The organism is Variovorax sp. PBL-E5, assembly GCF_901827185.1.
GTDB lineage: Bacteria > Pseudomonadota > Gammaproteobacteria > Burkholderiales > Burkholderiaceae_C > Variovorax.
In genome coordinates this window covers 664742-683047 of sequence record NZ_LR594672.1, presented here as the reverse complement: position 1 = coordinate 683047, position 18306 = coordinate 664742, and the positions used below count along the sequence as shown (strand labels likewise).

Annotated in this window: 21 protein-coding genes; 7 read left to right on the top strand and 14 right to left on the bottom strand. The window is 62.6% G+C overall.

Features of this window, described 5'->3' with window-relative positions; translation table 11 throughout:
• Positions 1-5: 5 nt before the first annotated feature.
• Positions 6-932 carry a hypothetical protein gene (locus WDLP6_RS31200; protein WP_068673835.1) on the bottom strand — a complete coding sequence of 309 codons (927 nt, stop codon included), beginning with the start codon at positions 930-932 and terminating at the stop codon, positions 6-8.
• A gap of 18 nt (positions 933-950) precedes the next feature.
• A complete protein-coding gene (locus tag WDLP6_RS31195) occupies positions 951-1985 on the bottom strand; it encodes an ATP-binding protein (RefSeq protein WP_162571083.1) in 1035 nt (344 codons plus the stop codon).
• 160 nt (positions 1986-2145) lie between these two features.
• Between WDLP6_RS31195 and rnhA the strand changes: the two genes are divergently transcribed.
• A complete protein-coding gene (gene rnhA / locus WDLP6_RS31190; RefSeq protein ID WP_162571082.1) occupies positions 2146-2646 on the top strand; it encodes a ribonuclease HI in 501 nt (166 codons plus the stop codon).
• A 118-nt stretch (positions 2647-2764) separates the two neighbouring features.
• Here rnhA and WDLP6_RS31185 read toward each other — a convergent pair whose 3' ends face one another.
• Complete coding sequence (locus WDLP6_RS31185; protein ID WP_068673841.1) at positions 2765-3736, bottom strand: AAA family ATPase; 972 nt, start codon at positions 3734-3736, stop codon at positions 2765-2767.
• Positions 3737-4000: 264 nt separating this feature from the next.
• Between WDLP6_RS31185 and WDLP6_RS31180 the strand changes: the two genes are divergently transcribed.
• The gene (locus tag WDLP6_RS31180; protein WP_162571081.1) at positions 4001-4507 is read left to right on the top strand and encodes a hypothetical protein; all 507 of its coding nucleotides are present in this window, start codon (positions 4001-4003) and stop codon (positions 4505-4507) included.
• 696 nt (positions 4508-5203) lie between these two features.
• Here WDLP6_RS31180 and WDLP6_RS31175 read toward each other — a convergent pair.
• A complete protein-coding gene (locus tag WDLP6_RS31175; RefSeq protein WP_162571080.1) occupies positions 5204-6280 on the bottom strand; it encodes a GIY-YIG nuclease family protein in 1077 nt (358 codons plus the stop codon).
• A gap of 78 nt (positions 6281-6358) precedes the next feature.
• Between WDLP6_RS31175 and WDLP6_RS31170 the strand changes: the two genes are divergently transcribed.
• The 3 genes from WDLP6_RS31170 to WDLP6_RS31160 all read left to right on the top strand — a co-directional run bounded on the left by WDLP6_RS31170 (position 6359) and on the right by WDLP6_RS31160 (position 8944).
• Positions 6359-7744, top strand: coding sequence for a hypothetical protein (locus WDLP6_RS31170; RefSeq protein ID WP_162571079.1), 1386 nt, complete (start codon positions 6359-6361; stop codon positions 7742-7744).
• A gap of 224 nt (positions 7745-7968) precedes the next feature.
• The gene (locus WDLP6_RS31165; protein ID WP_162571078.1) at positions 7969-8433 is read left to right on the top strand and encodes a GatB/YqeY domain-containing protein; all 465 of its coding nucleotides are present in this window, start codon (positions 7969-7971) and stop codon (positions 8431-8433) included.
• Between the two features lie 100 nt (positions 8434-8533).
• Positions 8534-8944 carry a hypothetical protein gene (locus WDLP6_RS31160; RefSeq protein ID WP_162571077.1) on the top strand — a complete coding sequence of 137 codons (411 nt, stop codon included), beginning with the start codon at positions 8534-8536 and terminating at the stop codon, positions 8942-8944.
• Between the two features lie 51 nt (positions 8945-8995).
• Here the strand turns inward: WDLP6_RS31160 and WDLP6_RS31155 are convergent, their stop codons facing one another.
• The 10 genes from WDLP6_RS31155 to WDLP6_RS31110 all read right to left on the bottom strand — a co-directional run bounded on the left by WDLP6_RS31155 (position 8996) and on the right by WDLP6_RS31110 (position 16683).
• A complete protein-coding gene (locus tag WDLP6_RS31155; RefSeq protein WP_162571076.1) occupies positions 8996-10105 on the bottom strand; it encodes a WGR domain-containing protein in 1110 nt (369 codons plus the stop codon).
• A gap of 421 nt (positions 10106-10526) precedes the next feature.
• Positions 10527-11477 carry a hypothetical protein gene (locus WDLP6_RS31150; protein ID WP_162571075.1) on the bottom strand — a complete coding sequence of 317 codons (951 nt, stop codon included), beginning with the start codon at positions 11475-11477 and terminating at the stop codon, positions 10527-10529.
• Between the two features lie 247 nt (positions 11478-11724).
• Positions 11725-12444: an SIMPL domain-containing protein gene (locus WDLP6_RS31145; RefSeq protein WP_162571074.1), complete on the bottom strand. Its 720-nt coding sequence runs from the start codon at positions 12442-12444 to the stop codon at positions 11725-11727.
• A 130-nt stretch (positions 12445-12574) separates the two neighbouring features.
• Complete coding sequence (locus WDLP6_RS31140) at positions 12575-12988, bottom strand: hypothetical protein (protein ID WP_174258345.1); 414 nt, start codon at positions 12986-12988, stop codon at positions 12575-12577.
• A 446-nt stretch (positions 12989-13434) separates the two neighbouring features.
• Complete coding sequence (locus tag WDLP6_RS31135) at positions 13435-13764, bottom strand: hypothetical protein (protein ID WP_068673858.1); 330 nt, start codon at positions 13762-13764, stop codon at positions 13435-13437.
• Between the two features lie 42 nt (positions 13765-13806).
• A complete protein-coding gene (locus WDLP6_RS31130; protein ID WP_068673860.1) occupies positions 13807-14151 on the bottom strand; it encodes a hypothetical protein in 345 nt (114 codons plus the stop codon).
• A 13-nt stretch (positions 14152-14164) separates the two neighbouring features.
• On the bottom strand, positions 14165-14584 hold the full coding sequence (locus WDLP6_RS31125; protein WP_146039457.1) for a hypothetical protein: 420 nt from the start codon (positions 14582-14584) through the stop codon (positions 14165-14167).
• A gap of 641 nt (positions 14585-15225) precedes the next feature.
• Positions 15226-15930, bottom strand: coding sequence for a hypothetical protein (locus WDLP6_RS31120; protein ID WP_162571073.1), 705 nt, complete (start codon positions 15928-15930; stop codon positions 15226-15228).
• A 94-nt stretch (positions 15931-16024) separates the two neighbouring features.
• Positions 16025-16318, bottom strand: a complete 294-nt coding sequence (locus tag WDLP6_RS31115; protein WP_068673866.1) for a hypothetical protein — start codon at positions 16316-16318, stop codon at positions 16025-16027.
• 83 nt (positions 16319-16401) lie between these two features.
• Positions 16402-16683, bottom strand: coding sequence for a hypothetical protein (locus WDLP6_RS31110; protein WP_068673868.1), 282 nt, complete (start codon positions 16681-16683; stop codon positions 16402-16404).
• 223 nt (positions 16684-16906) lie between these two features.
• Between WDLP6_RS31110 and WDLP6_RS31105 the strand changes: the two genes are divergently transcribed.
• Positions 16907-17335 carry a hypothetical protein gene (locus WDLP6_RS31105; protein WP_162571072.1) on the top strand — a complete coding sequence of 143 codons (429 nt, stop codon included), beginning with the start codon at positions 16907-16909 and terminating at the stop codon, positions 17333-17335.
• Complete coding sequence (locus WDLP6_RS31100) at positions 17325-18125, top strand: vWA domain-containing protein (RefSeq protein WP_162571071.1); 801 nt, start codon at positions 17325-17327, stop codon at positions 18123-18125. Before WDLP6_RS31105 ends, WDLP6_RS31100 begins: the two co-directional genes overlap by 11 nt.
• Positions 18126-18306 lie beyond the last annotated feature (181 nt).

The following is an 18306-nucleotide window of genomic DNA, read 5'->3' as shown; positions in this document are numbered from 1 at the left end:
CCGACTTAGGCTGCACGCTTGAGCTCCATCACCGTCGCGTTGACCGCAGGTGCGGCCATTGGCGCCGGCGGGGCACGCTTCTGGCCCATGAACGCCTGCATGACACTGAACACCGTCTTGGCTTCGTCCGCGACGCGCTTGCGCGCGCTGGGGTCGTTTTTCACCATCGCGGCGCTGACGTTGGTCAACGAGCCCTTCAGGCGGTTTGCCAGCATGTCCAGCTTTTCGTCGTTCGTCACGTTGAGCCGAGGCAGAAGGTCCGCGAGGTCGCGCACCGCTGCAATCGTCTCTTCGCGCACGTAGGCGTCCCCGTCCATCAGCTTCGCCGACAGGCGCTCGAGGCGCTCGTGCAGGTCTTCCCACATCCGGCGGTTGGCCCGTTTGAACGTGTCACGCATGTCGGCTTCCAGCTTGGCGCAAAGGTCTTGCGCCTCCTTGTCGGCCAGGCCCAGATGCAGCATCCCTTCAGACGCCGGCATCGTCATCACCTTCATGTCGAAGTCGTACTTGTACTTGAGCGACTGCTTGTCAGGGTAGTCGCTCTCGCTGTACAGCTGGCCGAGCACCTTGCGCGCTTCTTCGCGGATACCGTCGTACTGGTCGATGAGACCGAGCACGGCGACTTCAAACTGATGCTTGAAGCCGCGCATCGCCTTCATGTAGGACTCGTAGTTTGCCGTCGGCAAGATGCGCGGGCCGTCATGCATCCACGCCAGGGTGTTTTCGTAGTGGAACGTCCGCGCCGCCCGTTGGGCCGCGTAGAGCGTGTCCAGCACCTGGCACTTCGGCAGAAGGCTCTTCCAGAATCGTCCGAGGCGGCGGTCCGTCACCTGGTGGGCGTCGGTGACCTGCTCCGAAATCTTCTTGTCTTGGCGGTTGGCTTGCCACACGCTGATGTTCAGCGAAACGAGCACTGCATTCTTGATTTCCATGTTTGATTCCTTGTTCGTTTACAGCAATGCGCCCACCTCACCAGCCAGCAGCCGTGAGTAGGCTGCGGTTTGGGTGATTCCGGGGGTCAGAACGATGCTCTTGCGGACCATGAAGGCCGCGGCTTCGCCGTAGGCTTGTTGGACCATGCGTCCTGCATAGGTGCTCAGCGCACCGAAGTTGGTCTTCGTCGCTGCCGATGCGAGCCCTGATGCCAGGACCCACAAAGTGGAGACCTCATCAGGGATGCGCGCGGTGTCCGGATACAGCAGGATGTCGTCCAGGCTCGGCAGGTCCTTCGCCACTTCCAGGAAGTTGACGAATTCGGTTGCCGCTTCCTTGCCCACAGAGCCGCTTAGCTCTTCCAGTACGCCGGCCTTGTCCTCCTTGAGGTCATCGGCAGCGCCAGCCTTGAGCAGCTTTGCCAGGTTGTGCCAGGTACGTGGCGACGGGCTGTTCACCAGCTCGGTCGTCGGGTTGGGCTTGTGAAAGAGGTCGCCCCCGCGAAACTGCAGGAAAGCGACGAGCTCCGGAGGAAGTCCCTTCGCGAGCGCCCAGTCAATCCACATATCCAGGTCAGGCTCGACCTCCAAGATGGTCACGAAGCGGCTCTTGACGGGCTCCAGCAGTCCAGAGACGCCGGCGCGGTCCTGCTTGCGATTCGTGGCGGCAACGAAGGTGACACAGTTCGGGAGAACGTGCTCGTCGATGCGCCGCGCCAGCAGCAGCTGCATGAAGGCGGCTTGCACCGCCGGGGCAGCCTGGCCAAGGTCGTCCAGGAACCAGAGCGTCGGCTTCGTGGCGCTGAGCGCCTGAGCCATCACACCGTACGGCAGAAACCGCGCTGCGTCGCCCTTCTTGTTCGGGTAGGGCAAGCCCTTCGCGTCCGTCGGGTCGGAGACCACCGGGTGCGAAACGAGCAGTTCCCGCTCAGTTTGTCTTGCGACTTCGTGCACGACGTCCGTCTTGCCGACGCCAGGGGCGCCAACAAGCAGAACCGCCAGACCCGCACTGATGTTGCGCACCAGGCTTTGACGAACTCTGTTGATTTTCATTGGTTTGTCCTCTTGAGTGAAAGTTGTCCTGCTTGGTCTAGCGAACAGCCCGCACGCGGCTATCGGTGCATCCACGACGCCCGAAGGCTAAAACGTTTTAGGGGGCTTTAGAGCCAAGCTCTTTCTGCTATAATGCTGACACCACTCACAAGAATCTAAAATGCAAAACGACCTGTTCGCCGCCCCTGCTCCGACTGCTCTCAGCTACGTCGCCTACTGCGACGGTGCCTGCAAGGCCAACGGCAAGGTCGGCGCCGCAGCCAACGGAGGTTGGGGGTTCTCGCTCCGCGACCAGAATGGCACCGTGGTTGTGGAAGGACACGGCGGTGCCCTTGGAACGACCAACAACAAGATGGAGCTGTCGGCTGCAATCGAGACGCTTCGCCGCGTCCCGGAAGGCGCCCGCATCGAGGTCTTCACCGACTCGAAGTACGTAATTCAGGGCCTAACCGAGTGGATGCCCGGGTGGAAGCGCAAGGGCTGGCGTACCGCCGGCGGCGACGCCGTCAAGAATGTCGACCTCTGGCAGCAGCTGGATGCCCTCTTCGCGAAGCGGAAGGTGAAGATGACCTGGGTTAAGGGCCACAATGGCGACCCAGGCAATGAACGCGCGGATGCGCTGGCCAATCTCGGCGCGGCGAACGCCCTCGCGTCCGCCTGACCTGGCTCCGGCCCGCCGGCAAGCCGACGGCTAGCTGCCGCAGGCCCCTCATGCCATAACGCCCAGCTAAAGCTCGGCGTTTCCCGCTCAATCACGCCCGAATCCTGCCGGCGAGCATTCAGGCTCGAAAGCCCATCGACGTCTTCTTCTTCACGTGCGAATGTCCGACGTCGTCGGCAAGGACCGTCTCACGCTTGGCCAGGCGCGCGGACCCCATGGCGTCGAGCAGGGCCTTCTTCATTTCCCGCGGGGACACTTCCGCCATGTGTTCGAGCACGGCATCGGTGAGGTCCGGGTCGAAACCCCAGCCGTTAGCGGCCAGAAGCCCCGAATAGATGCTTTGAGCGATGCTGGCGGCCTGGGCGCGCGTCGGGGACGGCACCTCGTACACCATCATTCGCTGGAGGATGTAGTCGGGGATGGCCGAGAGATTGTTCGCGGTTCCGACCCAGAAGATGCCTGACGTGTCGATTTCGACGTCGAGGAACTCATCGGTGAAGTGTTTGGCCGTGTCCGGCTCCAACAACTGCAGCAGCGCGCCGAAGGGGTCATAGCGGTGGTCGCCACCTGCCTTGTCCACCTCATCGAGGGTGAACGCCGGGTTGGCGATGGTCTCCTCAATCAGCGCCTGGGCCACCTTGCCGTGGCGTGCACCGCTCCAGCCCGACGAGCTCCCGGACAGCACCCAGCCACTGGTCATGGTGCCCATCGAGACGAAGCGATGCGGGATGTTCAGCGCCTTCGCCAGTTCTGCGGCGAAGTGCGTCTTTCCGACCCCAGGCTCGCCTGCCAGCAGGATTGGCACGAAGTTGAGCGGGGATGAGCCATAGAGCGCGAGCTCCAGGTATTTGCGCAAGTCGTCGACCACGCCCTGGAAGTTGGGGCACGCCTGGGCGAGCGGCGCAAGCGCGTCGGAGGAAGACGGCTTGGAGATGAAGCGCTGGGCACCGACGTCAAGCATTCGACCGTAGGTTTTCATCAGGAGCGCGTTGTTCGTTCCTTCTGAGCGGGCCATGGCTTTGACCACAGCTTCGGGGCTGTAAATCTCGCGGGTTCCGCCGAGGGACAGCGACATCGTGAACTGACTCATGGAATCTCCCGAAGTGAGCCTTGACGCCAGCGGCTGGCTGGATTGACGTCGTGTAGCGCTGACTTTTATGCCGTTGCGCAAACATTTAAGTCGCTTGCCTAAACAGCCGGTCACCTCAACGGGAACCATTTCATGGAAGCGTACTTCGACAGCTGCATTCGCCTTTGGGTACAGCTCGCCTTTCTGCCTTACCGCATCATCGGCGGCGGTGCGAAGTCATTGGGTGTCGAGGACGCGGGTCACTAAGCGGCCGACCCCTCAGCAATGCAAGCGCAGGTAATCGACCTCACGTACATCCAGGCCTGCCAGCAATGGAAGGTTGTGGACGAGGCCGAGCGGGAGGCAGCTTTCTTTGCGGACTCGGTGAACCGGTGCCAAGCCGAGATGGTCTGGTCGAATGCATTTTCGAGGGGCCTGGCTTCCGAAGCCCTGTCAAAGGCGCAGCTCCTGCACGACAACGCAGTGGCCAAGCAGGCTGCCGCTCGGCGCAGGGCGTTACTGCTCTCCGGCCAGGCGGCCTATCGCAACTGGGGCGTGCGCCTGGGCAGGGAATATCGTTTCTGCGCCGCTTCCGAAGAGCGTGCGCGGTTCGTTGTGGACTTTCTTCGCCCCGCGGAAGCGCTGCCTGCACCGGGCCGGTGCACTTTCATTTGCGCGGGAGACGGTCCAGCCGGCCGGGGAATGGTGTTCCTTGGGTTGGACGAAATGACGCCGCATGAGGTCGATTCCAACGTCATCAGCCTGGGGAATGTCATGCGAGGCGGCAGCTGAGCAGAAAAAAGGGCCCCCGTATTCCCGTACGTGAGCCCTCTGAATGGTCGATTCCATGGTCGGCCTGGTGAGACATAGCGCAACCTGCAACAAACCCACGGTGGCCGCCTCGTGTACCGCGGTGAAGCGAACTCCACCGGTCTCTAGGCTAAGGCAGCCCTGTGTCAACGCGTTCGGCCTGGTGAGCGTAGAGCTTACCATTGGCAACGACTTCGAGTCCCGTCGACGACGTCACCTCAAGTGGACCCAGTCAAGCAGTTTCCTGCCTGGCTCAAACCGACTGTCTGGTTTTTGCTGGCGCTCGCACGAATGCGAAGGGGATTTCAGCCCGCCGGCCCAGCACGCGCCATTGCTCTTTCGATTTCCGCGGAGCCCCGAGTTTCGTCAGGACAAATCTACGAAAGCAACGACTGGCCAAGCCAGCGGACCAACTTCCCCGCTTCAACGGCCCCGCGACACGACCCAGGCGCACTTGGTGCCACTCTGGATTCCCGGCCATCGCGACGAGCGCGCCCGGTGGGTCGGTAGTTGCTTGTTCCCCGGGAAGCAGCGCGTCCGGACACGCCGCTTGCCGATGAAAGGCCGCTGAGTGCTTCAGAAAGCGTCAGCAAACACCTATAGCAACCTCGTCTTCATCGGTTACACCTACGGGTCGAAAAGCGCAGTGGATGGGGTAAATCCTCCTGCGCCAAGGCTTTAGCGTCGCCCGCTAACGTCGATTCGGCCCGTCTTCGGTGCCTTCAAAGCGGCGCGTGTCCGGTACCGCCTTCTGATGCCGGCACCTACGCCCGCGAGGAGCAAGGCTGCAGCGAGGAAGAGCACGAAGGCCTCCGGCCGAATGGCCCAGAATGCCGCTAGACCAGCGAGGCCGACCAGGGGCCACTTCGCCTTTGTCACCAGCCGGCTGCTGAGCGTACTGGCGTATTCGTCAAGCCAGACAAGAAACTCCTTGGACGCCCCTCCCCCGCGTGCGCCGGCGCGCAACTGACGATAGTTTGCCTGGAGATAGCCATGAACCGGTGGGCATGCCTTTTCGCCGCTGAACATGTGGTCGTGCACGAAAACGAGGATGAATTCGAGCTCCTCTTCGGGAATAGGCTCGTCCGGAGGAAGCGCCGCGAGGTAGCGGCCCCAGAGCGTGGCGTACTCAAAGGTCTCTCCCAGGCGCAAAGAGGCCTCGGCGGCCCTACCGAAGCCGCGACTGACTCCGCGCTCCGCGGACAGCTGAAAGAGCTCGCGGCCCCGAGCAACCAATCGCTCGGCGACCCCTGCAGGACCCTTCTTTCTCTCGGACAGCGCAACGGCTGTTTCGCCGGCCAGATATGGCGCCAGATGGTGACCGAGAGACGCCGCGTGTTCCAAGAGCGTTAAAGCCTCCTCCAGCTCGGCGACGCTAGGCCGGGGTAAGGTCAGGTGTTGCTGGGCGCGGGCGGTGAAGGCTTCGGCGAAGACATCGGCCGTTTCGGGTACCGCAAGCCTTTCCGCGACCTTGTCAATCAGTTCTTTAGCCTGCTCGGGCGTAAGGTTAAAGAATTCGCGGTTCTTCGCCGTCCTGGCACCCTGCTCATCCAGGACCGAATGCACGACCTTTTCGGCGAGCGCGCAGTCCTCGAACGAGCGCGCGTAGAAGAGCTCAAACTGCTGCGGAACCCCGGTGGCACTGGACAGCTCCGCGCCTCGACGCTCAGGCCGTCGCCTGGTCATGCCCACTTTCACCTGCCCCGGCATCGAGGGGTTGGTGAGTACGTAGACGTAGCCAAAATCGTGGTCCATTCAATCCGCTTCAAAGTGCTTTGGGCGTATAGAGGGCCTGTTTCATACCGATAAAAAGACAGGCAATCGAAAGTGTTCATGGGCTATACTCGCCGTCTTAACGTGCTTTATTCGTTTCAGGAGCGTCTCCCTATGTATCAAAGCCCCGGAAGACACCAGGCACGGTCGAACCGACAGCCCCAATTTGGTGAGTTTCAGAAGCGCAACAATGCGCCACGGCATCAACCGCCCGCGATAGACCCCACCCAGCTCGCCTCGGCCATCCAGGTCAGAAACTTTAAAGCTCTCCTGGACGCCGCGACCTCCGTCGAAAACCTCGCCCTAGCCCTGGACATGCCACTGCAGCGCGTGAATGAGCTGCTTCGAGGCGAAAACTTTCCCCACGACGTTGCGTACCACATCGAGGTAACGCTAGAGCTGCCCAGCGGGTTCCTTGACCGCGTAAACGCCCGCTTGACACCTGAAGTTGTAAATCGTTTAAAATCTCCGCTAAACTTCAACGCGACTGAAAACGAAGCGGAATCAACCGAAACGCAAACAGCAGTGGCAGTTCAGGCACCGGTCCAGTTGACGCTCGCAGCGGTGCCGGAAGCAGCGCCAGCCAGCACAGAAGCCGCACCTCAACGACAGGACGAAGACATGGCCAAAAAACAAAGCTCTCAGCCCGCGAAGAAGACAGCGGCGGCCAAGACCGTGGCTCCGCCCGCGGCGGCCGCCAAGAAGACGCGGGCGCCCGCTGCGACCGCTCCAACGACACACACGCCCGGCGAGGACATCCTCGACACCCGCCGCATCAACTTGGCCGTGCTGACCGAAGCCCCTGGTGCCAAGAGCAAGCTCTGTGAAATCATGGGCATGAGCCCGGCCAACATCTCCCATCGGATTCACAGGAACAAGAAGCTCGACGATGCGGAGGTCAAGCGGTTTACGACTGCTCTCCACCTTCCCAAGGACTGGTTCGATGGTCCGCGGACGGCGAAGGACATTCCTCCTGCAGTCGTAAAAATGCTGGACCCGGGCCCGAAGCAGCCTCGTGGTACCAAGAAGGCCCTTCGCGAGGCTGCCCAGGGCCTCATTCCTGGCAAGCCTGCTGCTCGCAAGGGCCCCACCACCCGTGTCCTGGCGCCGGCTGATGTCAAGATGCCTCGGCTCTCGACGGGTGTTGTCGCTCCGACGCGCGCGCCCGCTCCCGTGTCAGTCCCTGCGCTGGCCTCCGTGGGTGCATCGGCGCCCGTGTCCACACCGTCGGCGGCCGATTTTGCTCCCGCCACGGTCCGCGCACCGGCTTCGGCAGAGCAGCGGCGTTTCGCTGCAGCGCCGGCTGCTTCTGCGATTCCGGAAGACGTGGGAACCATCGGGCCCATCGCGACCGCGCTGGTCCAAACGCTGGCGCTGAAGGCGCGCGAGGGTCGCTTGGATGAGGCTACCGCTCTCAAAATGCTGACGCAGGCTGCCGCACTGTAGGCGCTAGCCCCCCTCCGACCGTCAGGCGGCCCGGTCCCAACCGGGCCGTTTCGCTTTTTGGGCGGGTACCCGCACTGTGCGGCTTTCCCGCCAACCCTCCAGGTTCTAATCGGGCCATCGAGGCTGTCCACCTTCTAATCGGTAAGGCTTGGAAGGCTAGACGTGTACGACGGGCTTCGGCGTCGCCTATACGGAAGTAGACCTCTAAACAACAAAGGACCCCCATGAGTTTGCTTCAACGCATCAAAGACGACTCTCTCCAAGCCCGCAAGGCCAAGGAGGCGGCAAAGGCGGCAACACTGACCACCCTCTACTCCGAGGCAGCCATGATTGGCAAGAATGCCGGCAATCGCGAGACGACCGACGAGGAGGTCGCAGCGACCGTCAAGAAGTTCATCAAGAACGCGAAGGAAGCCATCGTGGTACTTGAGAATGCAACCGATGACGCACGTATTGCCGCGCGCGACGCGTTGCGCCAGGAAGTCAGCGTCTACAACGCCTACCTTCCGCAGCAGCTCGACCACGGGCAGCTCACCTCGGCCATCCTTGGCATTGTCCAGGGCCTGGCCGAGCGCTCACCCAAACAGATGGGCGCTGTGATGAAGGCCCTGAAGGAACAGCATGGCACCAACTACGACGGCAGTGCCGCGAGCGCCATCGCCAAGGAGGCTCTGGCATCCGCCAGCTAGGCCTATCCGGGAGCAATTTAAGAGCCCTCTCCGAGGGCTCTTTTTCTTGGCCTCTCCAGGGCACTCCGCTACACCCGGTATCAACCCTTGGAGCCCCTTCGTGAATCTAAATCTTTTTCCCTTCGTGGCCGCCTTTGCGCTACTTGCTGGCTGCAATGGCAACGTGCCCTCGAGCCCTCACCAGCTGAAGGAGCAGCTCATCCGGCTCGGACAGTCCACCGAGACAACGATGCACTCTGCGAAGCAGTCTGCCGAGACCGCAAAGTCCAGCGCAGAGGGCGCGGCGGTCACTGCGACGAGTACCGCGGATGGCGTCAAGGAGTCCCTCACCTCGTTCGGTGAGAACGTCACTTCAGCGAGCGACACTGCAGCGTCCACGCTGACCAAGGTCGGTGAGGCGGCGCAAGCCGGCGTCCAGCACGTCTCAAATAGGCTCACCTCGCTCGGCGAGTTGGTCCTTGAGGCGACTTCTGACAAGCCTGCGTCAACAGCGGCACCTGCGCAGAACTAGTGCCTCGACAAAAAGAAGGGCCGCCGAGGTAACTCGGCGGCCTTTTCAGAATCAGGCTTCGTCAGCCTCGTCGCTGCTCACGCCTTCAGGCTTGAACACGAGCTGCTTCAACGAGCAGGCGTCGGTGCCGACGTCGTCACGAGCGCCTTGGTACCGCGGCTGGAACAGGCTACCGCCCTTGAACGCATACAGATACTCGACCTCAGCCAGCGCGCGCACGGCCGGGATGAGGTGGTTGGGCGGAATCGTCACGTTGCCCACATCGACTTCGGCCCCGGCTTCGTCCAGCAGCACCATGCTCACGCTGCGCTTGGTCGTGCTTTGCGCTCCGACAATCACGGTGGCTCGATGGGTGAACACTCGCTTGAGCTGGTTGCCGCCGGAGTTGGGGCGACCAGGCACATACTGGGCGTCTCGATGCTTGAAGACAAGGCCTTCGCCGGACGCGGACTTCACAGCCGCATAGAGCGCTCTCTTGGCTTCGCTGGTGTAGGCCGTGCCGGTGATGGCCACTTGCTTGGCGCCGGCGGCCTTCAGGAGGTCCTGCACAGCCTGCAGCATACTCACCCGGTACCCGCACTCCTGCACCTTCATGTCCATGCCTTCCCACTCGAGGATGTCGAACACGAAGTACGTCTCACCGATGAGCTCGCCATCCAGGACGTAGGGTGCATGCCCTTCGAGCGCAGCAAGCGCCTTGGCCACACACTCTGGGAGGCCCGTTGCCAGGCCCTTTCGGTTGATGCCCAGCAGTTCGGTGCCGGTGTGCTGAGTGAGACGACGGTGTCCGTCGTATTTCGGCTGCATCAGCCAGTCGGGGTCGTCCAGCAAGCGCTGAGCCTGCTCTTCATCAATGACGTTGAGCAGCTGCGGCACGACGCCGGTGAAGCGCTCCTCCATCGACGTGTTGACAAAGGCGCTGCCGGCTTCACCCGGCGAGTAACCCTTGCCCACCTTCTCGCTGACGAGCTTGTCGTAGGTCTTCTTCGCCGCCTCGTAGCCGACGGGAGCCTTCGTTTTCGCGCCCGAGGTCAGCGTACCGCCACGCGGCCCGTATTGAAACAGAACCACCCACCCTGGCTCCTTCTGCTCCAACTGGGCGTGGTATTCTTTGTTGGACTTGGCGTCCTTGTAAAAGAGCGAGATTTTTTCTGCTTGCATCGATGTCCTTGTGTTGAAAACAGCATCCGCTGTACAAGGTCTAGCTAGCCTTCGGCCCTCCGCTAAAACTGGCGCCGGCGCGTCCGCAAAGGAAAGCCGCACCAGGAAACTGGTGCGGCTATGAAATTGAGCGTCAGTGCTCGTTTAGACAACTACGCCTGGTTGTCCGCGGCTGCGAATCCAACTGTCCATGCGTCTCTATCCCGAACCTCGACATCGCTGGTCGCTGCCCCCTGCAAGAGTTCCACCAAATCCATGGCGTGTGTCAGGGTTTCGACCGTGTCGTAATAGCCACCGTCAACATAAACGTTGTAGGGCCCAAACGCGTCCTTGGACAGTTTCCTCGTATCGAACGAGAACTCGCCAACGGGCGGCCGCTGCGGTCCGTTCCAGAACCGCTGCTGAGCAGCGCGGCAGGCGGCTATGGCCCCTGTGCGCTCTTGGCCGCCACGCGGGCAACACCCGATGTGGCTTGAACCCCGTCAGGCGCGCGGCAGAAAACCTCAAAAAGCTCAATCGGACCATCCTCGGACCTGGCCACCTCCGCCGCCTTGGGGGCAACGGAAGCGGAAGCTCCAAACTTCTGCTCGATGTAGAACTCGTAGAGGGTCCCTTTCTTGTTCACAAACCCGCCCTCCTTCGCGCTCCAGCGGAGTTCGCGGAGCTCGGCGACGGTCAGCGGGTGGTCCACGTCGCGCCCGTCCTCTTCGAAGTGCAAGTCGAGAACGACATGGCTTGCGTCGTCCTCCTCGTCGAAGTCGGCGGCCGGTTCCTCCAGCAGCTGCGCGACATCGCCGTCGAGGTAACGCACTGGGAACGAACGACCGTCAACGACAACGTGCGCGACCGCGTCGAAGGGGTAAAGGTCCATGATGGTGGGCGGGCGAGTCGCCTCGCGCGCCGGCCCGGACGCCTTCGCAGGCTTCTTGGCCGCGCCGACCTCGAGAGGTCCGCCCTGAACCAGGGCTCCAAGAATGGCGCCCATCACCGCCTGCGGGTCCTGCTGCCACTCATCGCTGACCCAGTAGGCAATCTCGCGGCCCAGTGGGTCGCAGATGCGCACGTAGTCCAACGGTTCGTCCCCTTGGGCGTAGCGCAGCTCAAAGCCGTTGTGGGCCATGACCGCATACTCCGGTCCATAGGTGACGTCCTGGTTGTCCTCGATGTGGTCGAGCTCGACTGGCATCAGCTTGGCGTCAATCGCCTCCTGGGAGACGCTGTCGTTCAAAGCGGCCCAATTCTGGAAGCCGGTCATGGTGGCAAGGGCGTCGAGCGCCTGGCCATGCTTGAGCTCGAAGCCCAGGCTCGTAGCGAACTTCTCGAGGGAGCGAGCCGCCTTCTTGGCGGACTGTGCGTTGTAGATGTGAAGCATGAGTTTTCCTTTGTGGATGAGCGCGAAGCGCCATCACGTTCATTTCGTGTCGATTGCCTGCATTACCGATAGGCGCCTCGCGTGACATGCACGAAGGCACTCAGGGTGTGTTTTCCTTGAATGCGCTGCTCAATTCACCGTCCCCGTGAGGGGGCAGGCGGAGGGCGACAGCGCGCGCCTGGCACGTATAGGGAAGGGCCAGAATTGAAAAAGCCCCGCTAGCGGGGCTTCAGGAGTTCACAATGGCTCAACGCTTTAGGGTGACCGCGCCGGACACCGTGACGGACACCGTCGCCTTGCCAGGCTCCATGGGCAGCGGCTCAGTCGCTCGCGATGCCATTTCGGCCGACATTGCCATCGATTTCATCATCGGCCCCGGCGGGCGGGGGTTGTAGCCGCTCTGGCCGATGGAAATTTCCTTGATTTCGGTCTGAGGGAACCCCAGGGCGAGGGCAGTCACCTTGGCCTTACCCTGGAATTCTTCGACAGCCGTCCCGATGAGTCCCTTCTCGGCCTGGGTACGCGCCGTGGTCGAGAGATAGAAGCCGGAGCCGGTCAGACGCGCTTGAGTGCCCAGTTCCGCGGCCGCTTGGGCAACGGCACTGGTGTTCTTGGATTCGATGCGAATCTCGCCGCGCGAGCGCCAACTGGCGATTTTTCCGTCGCGCCCGTAGACCGGGCCGGTGTAGAAGCTCTCCGTGCGCACATCGAGACCGGACGTCTCCTTGGCTTGTGCCACGACCTTCGCGAACGCTGCTGCAGCCTGGCGCTGGGCGTCCTTGGCCTCGCGCGCCTCACGCTCGACGGTCAGGCTGGCCCATGCAGTGTCTTCCACGACCTCCAGATTCGCCGCTGCATCGAGGCGCAGCGTCGGAGGTTGGGACTCCAGCCCTTCCTGAGCAGCGTGTGCGCCGGCGACCAAAACGGTGGCGGCGAGGATTGAAATGAGGGAGCGATGAAGGCGCATGGAAATCCTTTGGAAAAGTTGTTTTGCCAATGGTGTAGCCATGCGCGCGGACGGCAAAAGGAAGAGGTCCCCGCAAGAGCGAGGACCTCTAGGAATCGAAAAGAAGAAAATGTGTCCGTCGAAGGGTGCGCTACGCCGGCACGGTCTCGAAATCCGATTCTCGCACGTCCACCCCGAAGAGCCTGAAGGCATAGTCGATGTCCCCGGCGACCGAAGCTGCGATGACGTCATCACCGCGAACGAGGGCTGCACCGAGGCGATGGTTGCCGTCGGTCAGGGGCCAATTGACGACGCAGCCTAGGCTGGGGACGCCGACATCGACCGCTACCGCCTCTGACCAGCCGTAGTGGACCAGAAAGGCGATGCGCTCGATGTGCTCCGTCAAGGTCCACTCGACAGTGGCCATCCCGAAGGCTTCGGAGCGTAGGCGACCCTCTGCCAATGCCCGGCGCACGTCTGGTGCCGAGAAGCGGCCGGTCGTCCAGGGGTTCGAGAAGGGGTTGCAAAGCTTCGCCAGCTTCCTAACTGGAAGATTCACTGCCATGGTGTTCCTAGAAATGGTCTTCTCGGTTTAGCGAGCGTCGGCTTGGCCGGCTATAGGACGTTCGGCAACCAAGGACAACCAACATGCCAAGTCGTACATTCTCGACGAAAGACCTTTCCGCATGACGAAAGCTGCCTTGCTCGCAAGCTCCGCATTCTTCCGGACACGCGGCATTTCGCCGACACATGCCAACGGGTGCATTGAGGCCGAGGCGCTCCGCCCTGAGGCTATTCGGTCCCGCATCGGTGGTTTTCGACATGGCAACCCTCGACGCCACGTCGGAATGCTCCAGCCTACCGGCGCTCCTGGGTGCTTGGAACGAGGCCGGCCAAGGCAACTTCCAGTACTGGCCCGCCAACTGCACCGCCACGTCGAAATTCAATGCCGAACCTTCGAGGCGCTTTTTTCGGGGGCGCGACGTCTCTGGTGTAAGCCGATGACCGAGCTTATGGCGCCAGGGGGTCGACCGAGCAAAGGATAAGCGGCGTTCGCTCGCCGACGAAGGCGCCTTCGACGTTGAACGAGACCCACTCGTCCGCCTCTTCCTCGGTCATGCCCTCCTCAGCAAAGGCCTGCACCAGCTTGTTCCGGTCGTATACGACGACCGGCCCGAGGTTGATGCGCTCGGCGACACCAACGATTGCCTTGTCGAGACTTGGAGGGTCCAGGAACAGCATCTCGTCGTCGTAAGCAGCTGCAAGTCGGTCTCGCAGGAGCTCTGGCGCGTCATGCTCACCACCGTGGTGGTCGGGGCGGGGCTCAATGGAGTTGGGCATAGGTCCGGCGTGTAGCGCCGCGACTTATCTGCTGAACGCCGCTTAGCTGTTTGTCGGCTCCGGCTCAAGGGTGCCCGCCCTGGCGCGCGCCAGGACTTCGGCTGCATGCCCAGGCTGGGTGAAGCAGCGGTTCAGCTCGACCACCGGAATTCGGCCGGTGAGCACCACCAGGCGCTCGGCCTCCGCGGAATTCTTGTCGGCTCGAAGCTTGGCGCGGCGGTCCATGCCCCACGGCTCCACGAGCTCCGGGCTGCCGTGCTGAAGCACCGCACCGCTTACCTCATCGAGAGCCAATGAGACGGCCAGCATGGGCTGGCCAAGCAACTTCTCCCCCTGGTACAACTCGTACAGGTCGTTCCGAAGCCGATAGGAGAACTCGCCGCTCATCGCCGCCGAAGGCTCACTGGCCCGAAGATTCGCCGTCGGCCTTTGCAGGCGTATCCGCGGCCGCCAAAGCCTTCACGAGCTCCTTTTGGCTGAGCCCCAGCGCTGCAAGGTTGGTCTCCAGCGATTCGACCGCAGCCAGCACGTGCCGCTGGGCCTCGTCGACGACAGCCATCAAGGCCTCGACGTCGGCGAGCGACCTGGTGGTCACCTCCGCGGCCGCCTGGGCGTCAGCCCCGTTCGCACGGATGATGTGGTTGAACAGCCAGAGCGAAGCGTTTCGGACGTCGCGGCAGTACGCCAGCGTTTCCTCGTACTCCTGGCCGGCGTTCTTCGATGACGCCCCGCGGCGCTTGACCACGACGACGTTCATGGAGTGCCAGTCGGCTCTGAGTCCGTACCGGGCGACTTCGTTGGGGATAAGGTCGAGAGACATGATTTTTCAGACCGCCAGCGGCGGAAGTTTGGGTTGACCCTCGATTTCGGCCACGAAGTTGATAGCCGCACAGGCGGCACCCCTCCAGGCACTCGAAGGCTTTTTGTCATCGCATTGACCCGGGCGGTATTCCCGCCACACGTCGCGCTGCAGTGCTCGAGGAACCATTCGCCAGTGCTTCGCGCACATCAGCAGCTCGGGGCGCACAGCGGTCAGGCAGGCCTGCGCATGGCACCGGTGTGTCACGGCGGGGCGGGTTCGTTGAACATGCAAGGTATAGGGGCGAGTTTTTAGACCGGGCTTGAGCGGTCGCGCGCTCGCGCTCGCACGAAGGACTCTTGCTCTTGTTTAAGAGTTATTGATGAAGTCTCAGGCGAGAGAAAGAGTCTTTTAGCGGATGACGTTTATTTTTCTGTAAACGGTCTCTCGCGACCTCTGCCACCCGCCGACCCCTTCGAACCTTCGACCCAGGCCGCCCTGGCTCCCCCTGTCGTCGCCTTGGCCGCCAAGTGACCAGCTAAGGAGGCTGCGCTTGTGCGCTGAGGCGGAAGAAAAGGAGTTTTTGTGGAGGTAGCGAAGGACGCGATGAGCGCGCCTCCAAAAAAAAGGAAGGGACCGCAGATGCGGCCCCTTGGAGAGAATCACGCGACGGAAAACGCCGCGGGGAGATGGTCAAGCCAGGTAGGCCTGCCCGGGTCGACTGCGCCGGCCCCGTGGTGGAACGTGCTTGAGCCTTCGCAGTGCCAACCGTAGGCCTGCTTGAGGTTGAGCTCGTCCACCCCGACGAGGCCAAAGGAGAGGGTCGGATGGAGCGCGCCGAGCTGGTCGAGAATCCGAACGTCCAGGGTGTGCCACGTGAAGTGGTACTGCCCTCGGCGGTTCGTGACACGCTCGAACTGCGCGCATGTCAGCCGGTCGTCAAACTGCCCCCAGTTCTTCTGCGCCCACTGGGCACGTGTGAGGGCGTTGTACTGACGCACGTTCTTGCGAACAAGGGCAACGCCGGCTAGCGCCTCGGTGTCCAGTGTGCGGTTCAGGAGCACGCGTGCTTCCTGGTGCTTGGCGGGGTCCTTCAGCAACGCCACCAGCTTGGGCTCTTCGTTGAGCGCCTCCAGCGCCTCAGCCGCCATGCGGTATTGGTTCTGGATGAAGTGATAGTACGGGATAGCGAAGGGGTCGACGGCCTCCAGGCCAGCAGGCACCGGTACCGCCCTACTCGGCTGGAACAGCTTGTCGCCGTCCGTCGGATGCCGCACGCTGGTCACGAAGACCTCGAGTTCCTCTGGCTGCCCCTGCACTGTCAGCAGGTAGCGCACCGAAAGGCCGGTGTTCGAATCTTGGTTCATGGTGTGTTCCTGGCAAATTTCCTGCCTCGTGTAGCTAGTCGGCAAGGCCGAGGCCCAAAAAGAAACGCGCCCGGGTTAGGGGCGCGGAATCAATTTAAGCGAATGCCAGGGACGGATTGCGTTGCGGGAACAACGCGGCCGACAAGTCATTGCGCTCAGCGATGAAAGCAGCGTAGTCGTCCATTTCAGCTTGGGAAAGCTTACGGGACTTCGAGTCTGCTTCCAGGTGCCGGAGGTTCATTTCCAGCGTGCGGAGACGTTGATGCTTGGCGGCCTTTTCGGCAGCCACGCGACGTTCAGCCTTGACCTGCTCGATGAGCATCGTTACCAGGACAGAAGTCGAGGCGATGACAACAGCGAGGATGGCGATAGCGAAAACGGTTTGCATGATTTGCCTTTAAAGAGAAGATGTGACCTTCCCCCTATAGTCACCGCGGCCAAGGGGCCTCCGCGCCGCCCGAGGCGGGCTCACTACGCCGGTTTTGCCGCGCGAGTTTGTGCGAGCCGGCGGTCGCGCAGGACCGCTACGGACGCCAAGGCGAGCGCCCAGCCGAGAAATATGGCGGTCGTCCAGCCTGGTGCCTGCGCTCGCGATTCGAGCAAGTGCAGCAAGGGGGCCGCAGACAAGGCGCAAACGACAATCGCATAGCGCTTCAGCCCACGCCCAATGGGAAGCGTGAGCGCGTCCATGGCGAACCACGCTGCGAGCAGCATGACGACCAGGCAATAGGCGGCGGGAACGAGGACAGGCATCCCTCGGATAGCAATCAAGCTCTTGTGCCCATGGGCGTGACACGGGTACGGACCGGTTGGACCTCCGGCTCTCGGCGGGACATCCGAGGGGCCCGCCCGCCCCTTCGCAAGGCGCTGGTTCTCGCTCGGCACTGTGGGGCGGGCGGGCCTTTAACCAGCGAACTGACGAAAACGGCGCGTATAAAACATCACGCTAGACGTTACCGGTAACGACAGAAAACCGATGACGTACAAGCAATCACCACCCCCCGAGCCACTCGAGCCCGCGGAACGAACGAAGGCCTTTCGAAGCCGCTTGGCGGAGAGCAGCTTCCGCCGAGTCGAGGGCTATATCGCCAGCGACGAAAAGGAGCGCGTGGACCGCGTCCGCCAAGAGCTGCAGGTGACCTCCGACGTTGCGGTCGCAGGCCTTGTTCGGCTGGGGCTGAGCGCCTACGAAAGCGCAATGCGCCAGGGACCTGGCGCGAGCCTTCAGACAACTTCTTCCGACTGGCTCGCCGCATCTGGCGGTGTGCAGGGCGCATGCGCCCATTCGGCCCAGGCCAACTTCCCGACCACCCCCAGCGCGGCCTCTCCTGAGCTCGTGCACACCCCCGCCAACCCCATCGCTCAATTCTTCAAATCGCGCAAGGAGACTCACCGTGCTCAATAACCCCCGCCTCGGCCCCCTGGTACTGCCCTACCTTGGCCTCACCGTCCAGTCCCATGTCCGGCCCACCCTCCCGGCCTTCGAGTTACCTGCCGCCATCCAGCGCCTGCTCGCGCGTTCGATTGAAGACTGTCGCGCCGAGCGTTCCCGGCCCGCCGTTGGCGAACAAACCACACATGCGGCGCTGCTCCTCGACGAGTCCTGGTCGATGAACCGCCACCGCGCAGCTGCCTTGGCTGGCTACAACCACCAGGTCGGCGTCATCAAGGAAGGCGCCAAGGAGGCCGGAAAGACACTGGTCACGCTGAACGTGTTCAGCAGCACGCCGCGGGAAGTCCTGAGCGCGGCGCCGACGGAGCAACTGAGTCCGCTGCCCGAGGAAGAGTACACGCCCACCGGCGGCACCGCCCTCTACGACGCCATCGGGGACACCATCGCCTCGCTCCTGGCCCGCCCGGACGCTGATTCGCCGTCGACTGCGTTCCTCGTGGCACCGTTCACCGATGGCGAGGACACCTCGTCGTACCGCTACCCTCCGCAGCTGCTGCGCGAACTCGTCGCCAAGCTCGAGGCCACAGGCCGCTGGACGTTCACCCTGGTGGGCCCCACCGGCCAGGTGGACGAGTTTGCCGCTGCCCTGAACCTCCAGGCGGGCAACATCAAGGCCTACGATGCGACCAAAACCGAATCGGTGACCTCCGCATTCACGGAGATGGCAGGGGCCAGTACACGCTACATGGCGATGCGCTCTGCCGGGGTTATGGCCTCCGCCTCGCTCTACGCCGGCCGATAGGGCTTGCTAGCTTTGTCAGCGAACGCCCCGCCCAGCGCGGGGCGTCTTGCCATGGGCCGTCCAGCGGGCACGCCCGGTCCCCACGGCACATTCCCCCAGGAGAGCCCCAGGCTCTCTTTTTTTCTGGGCTCGCGCGGCCGGCCTGCCCTAATTCCACGCAGCCGCGCCGTTCTTCTTGACC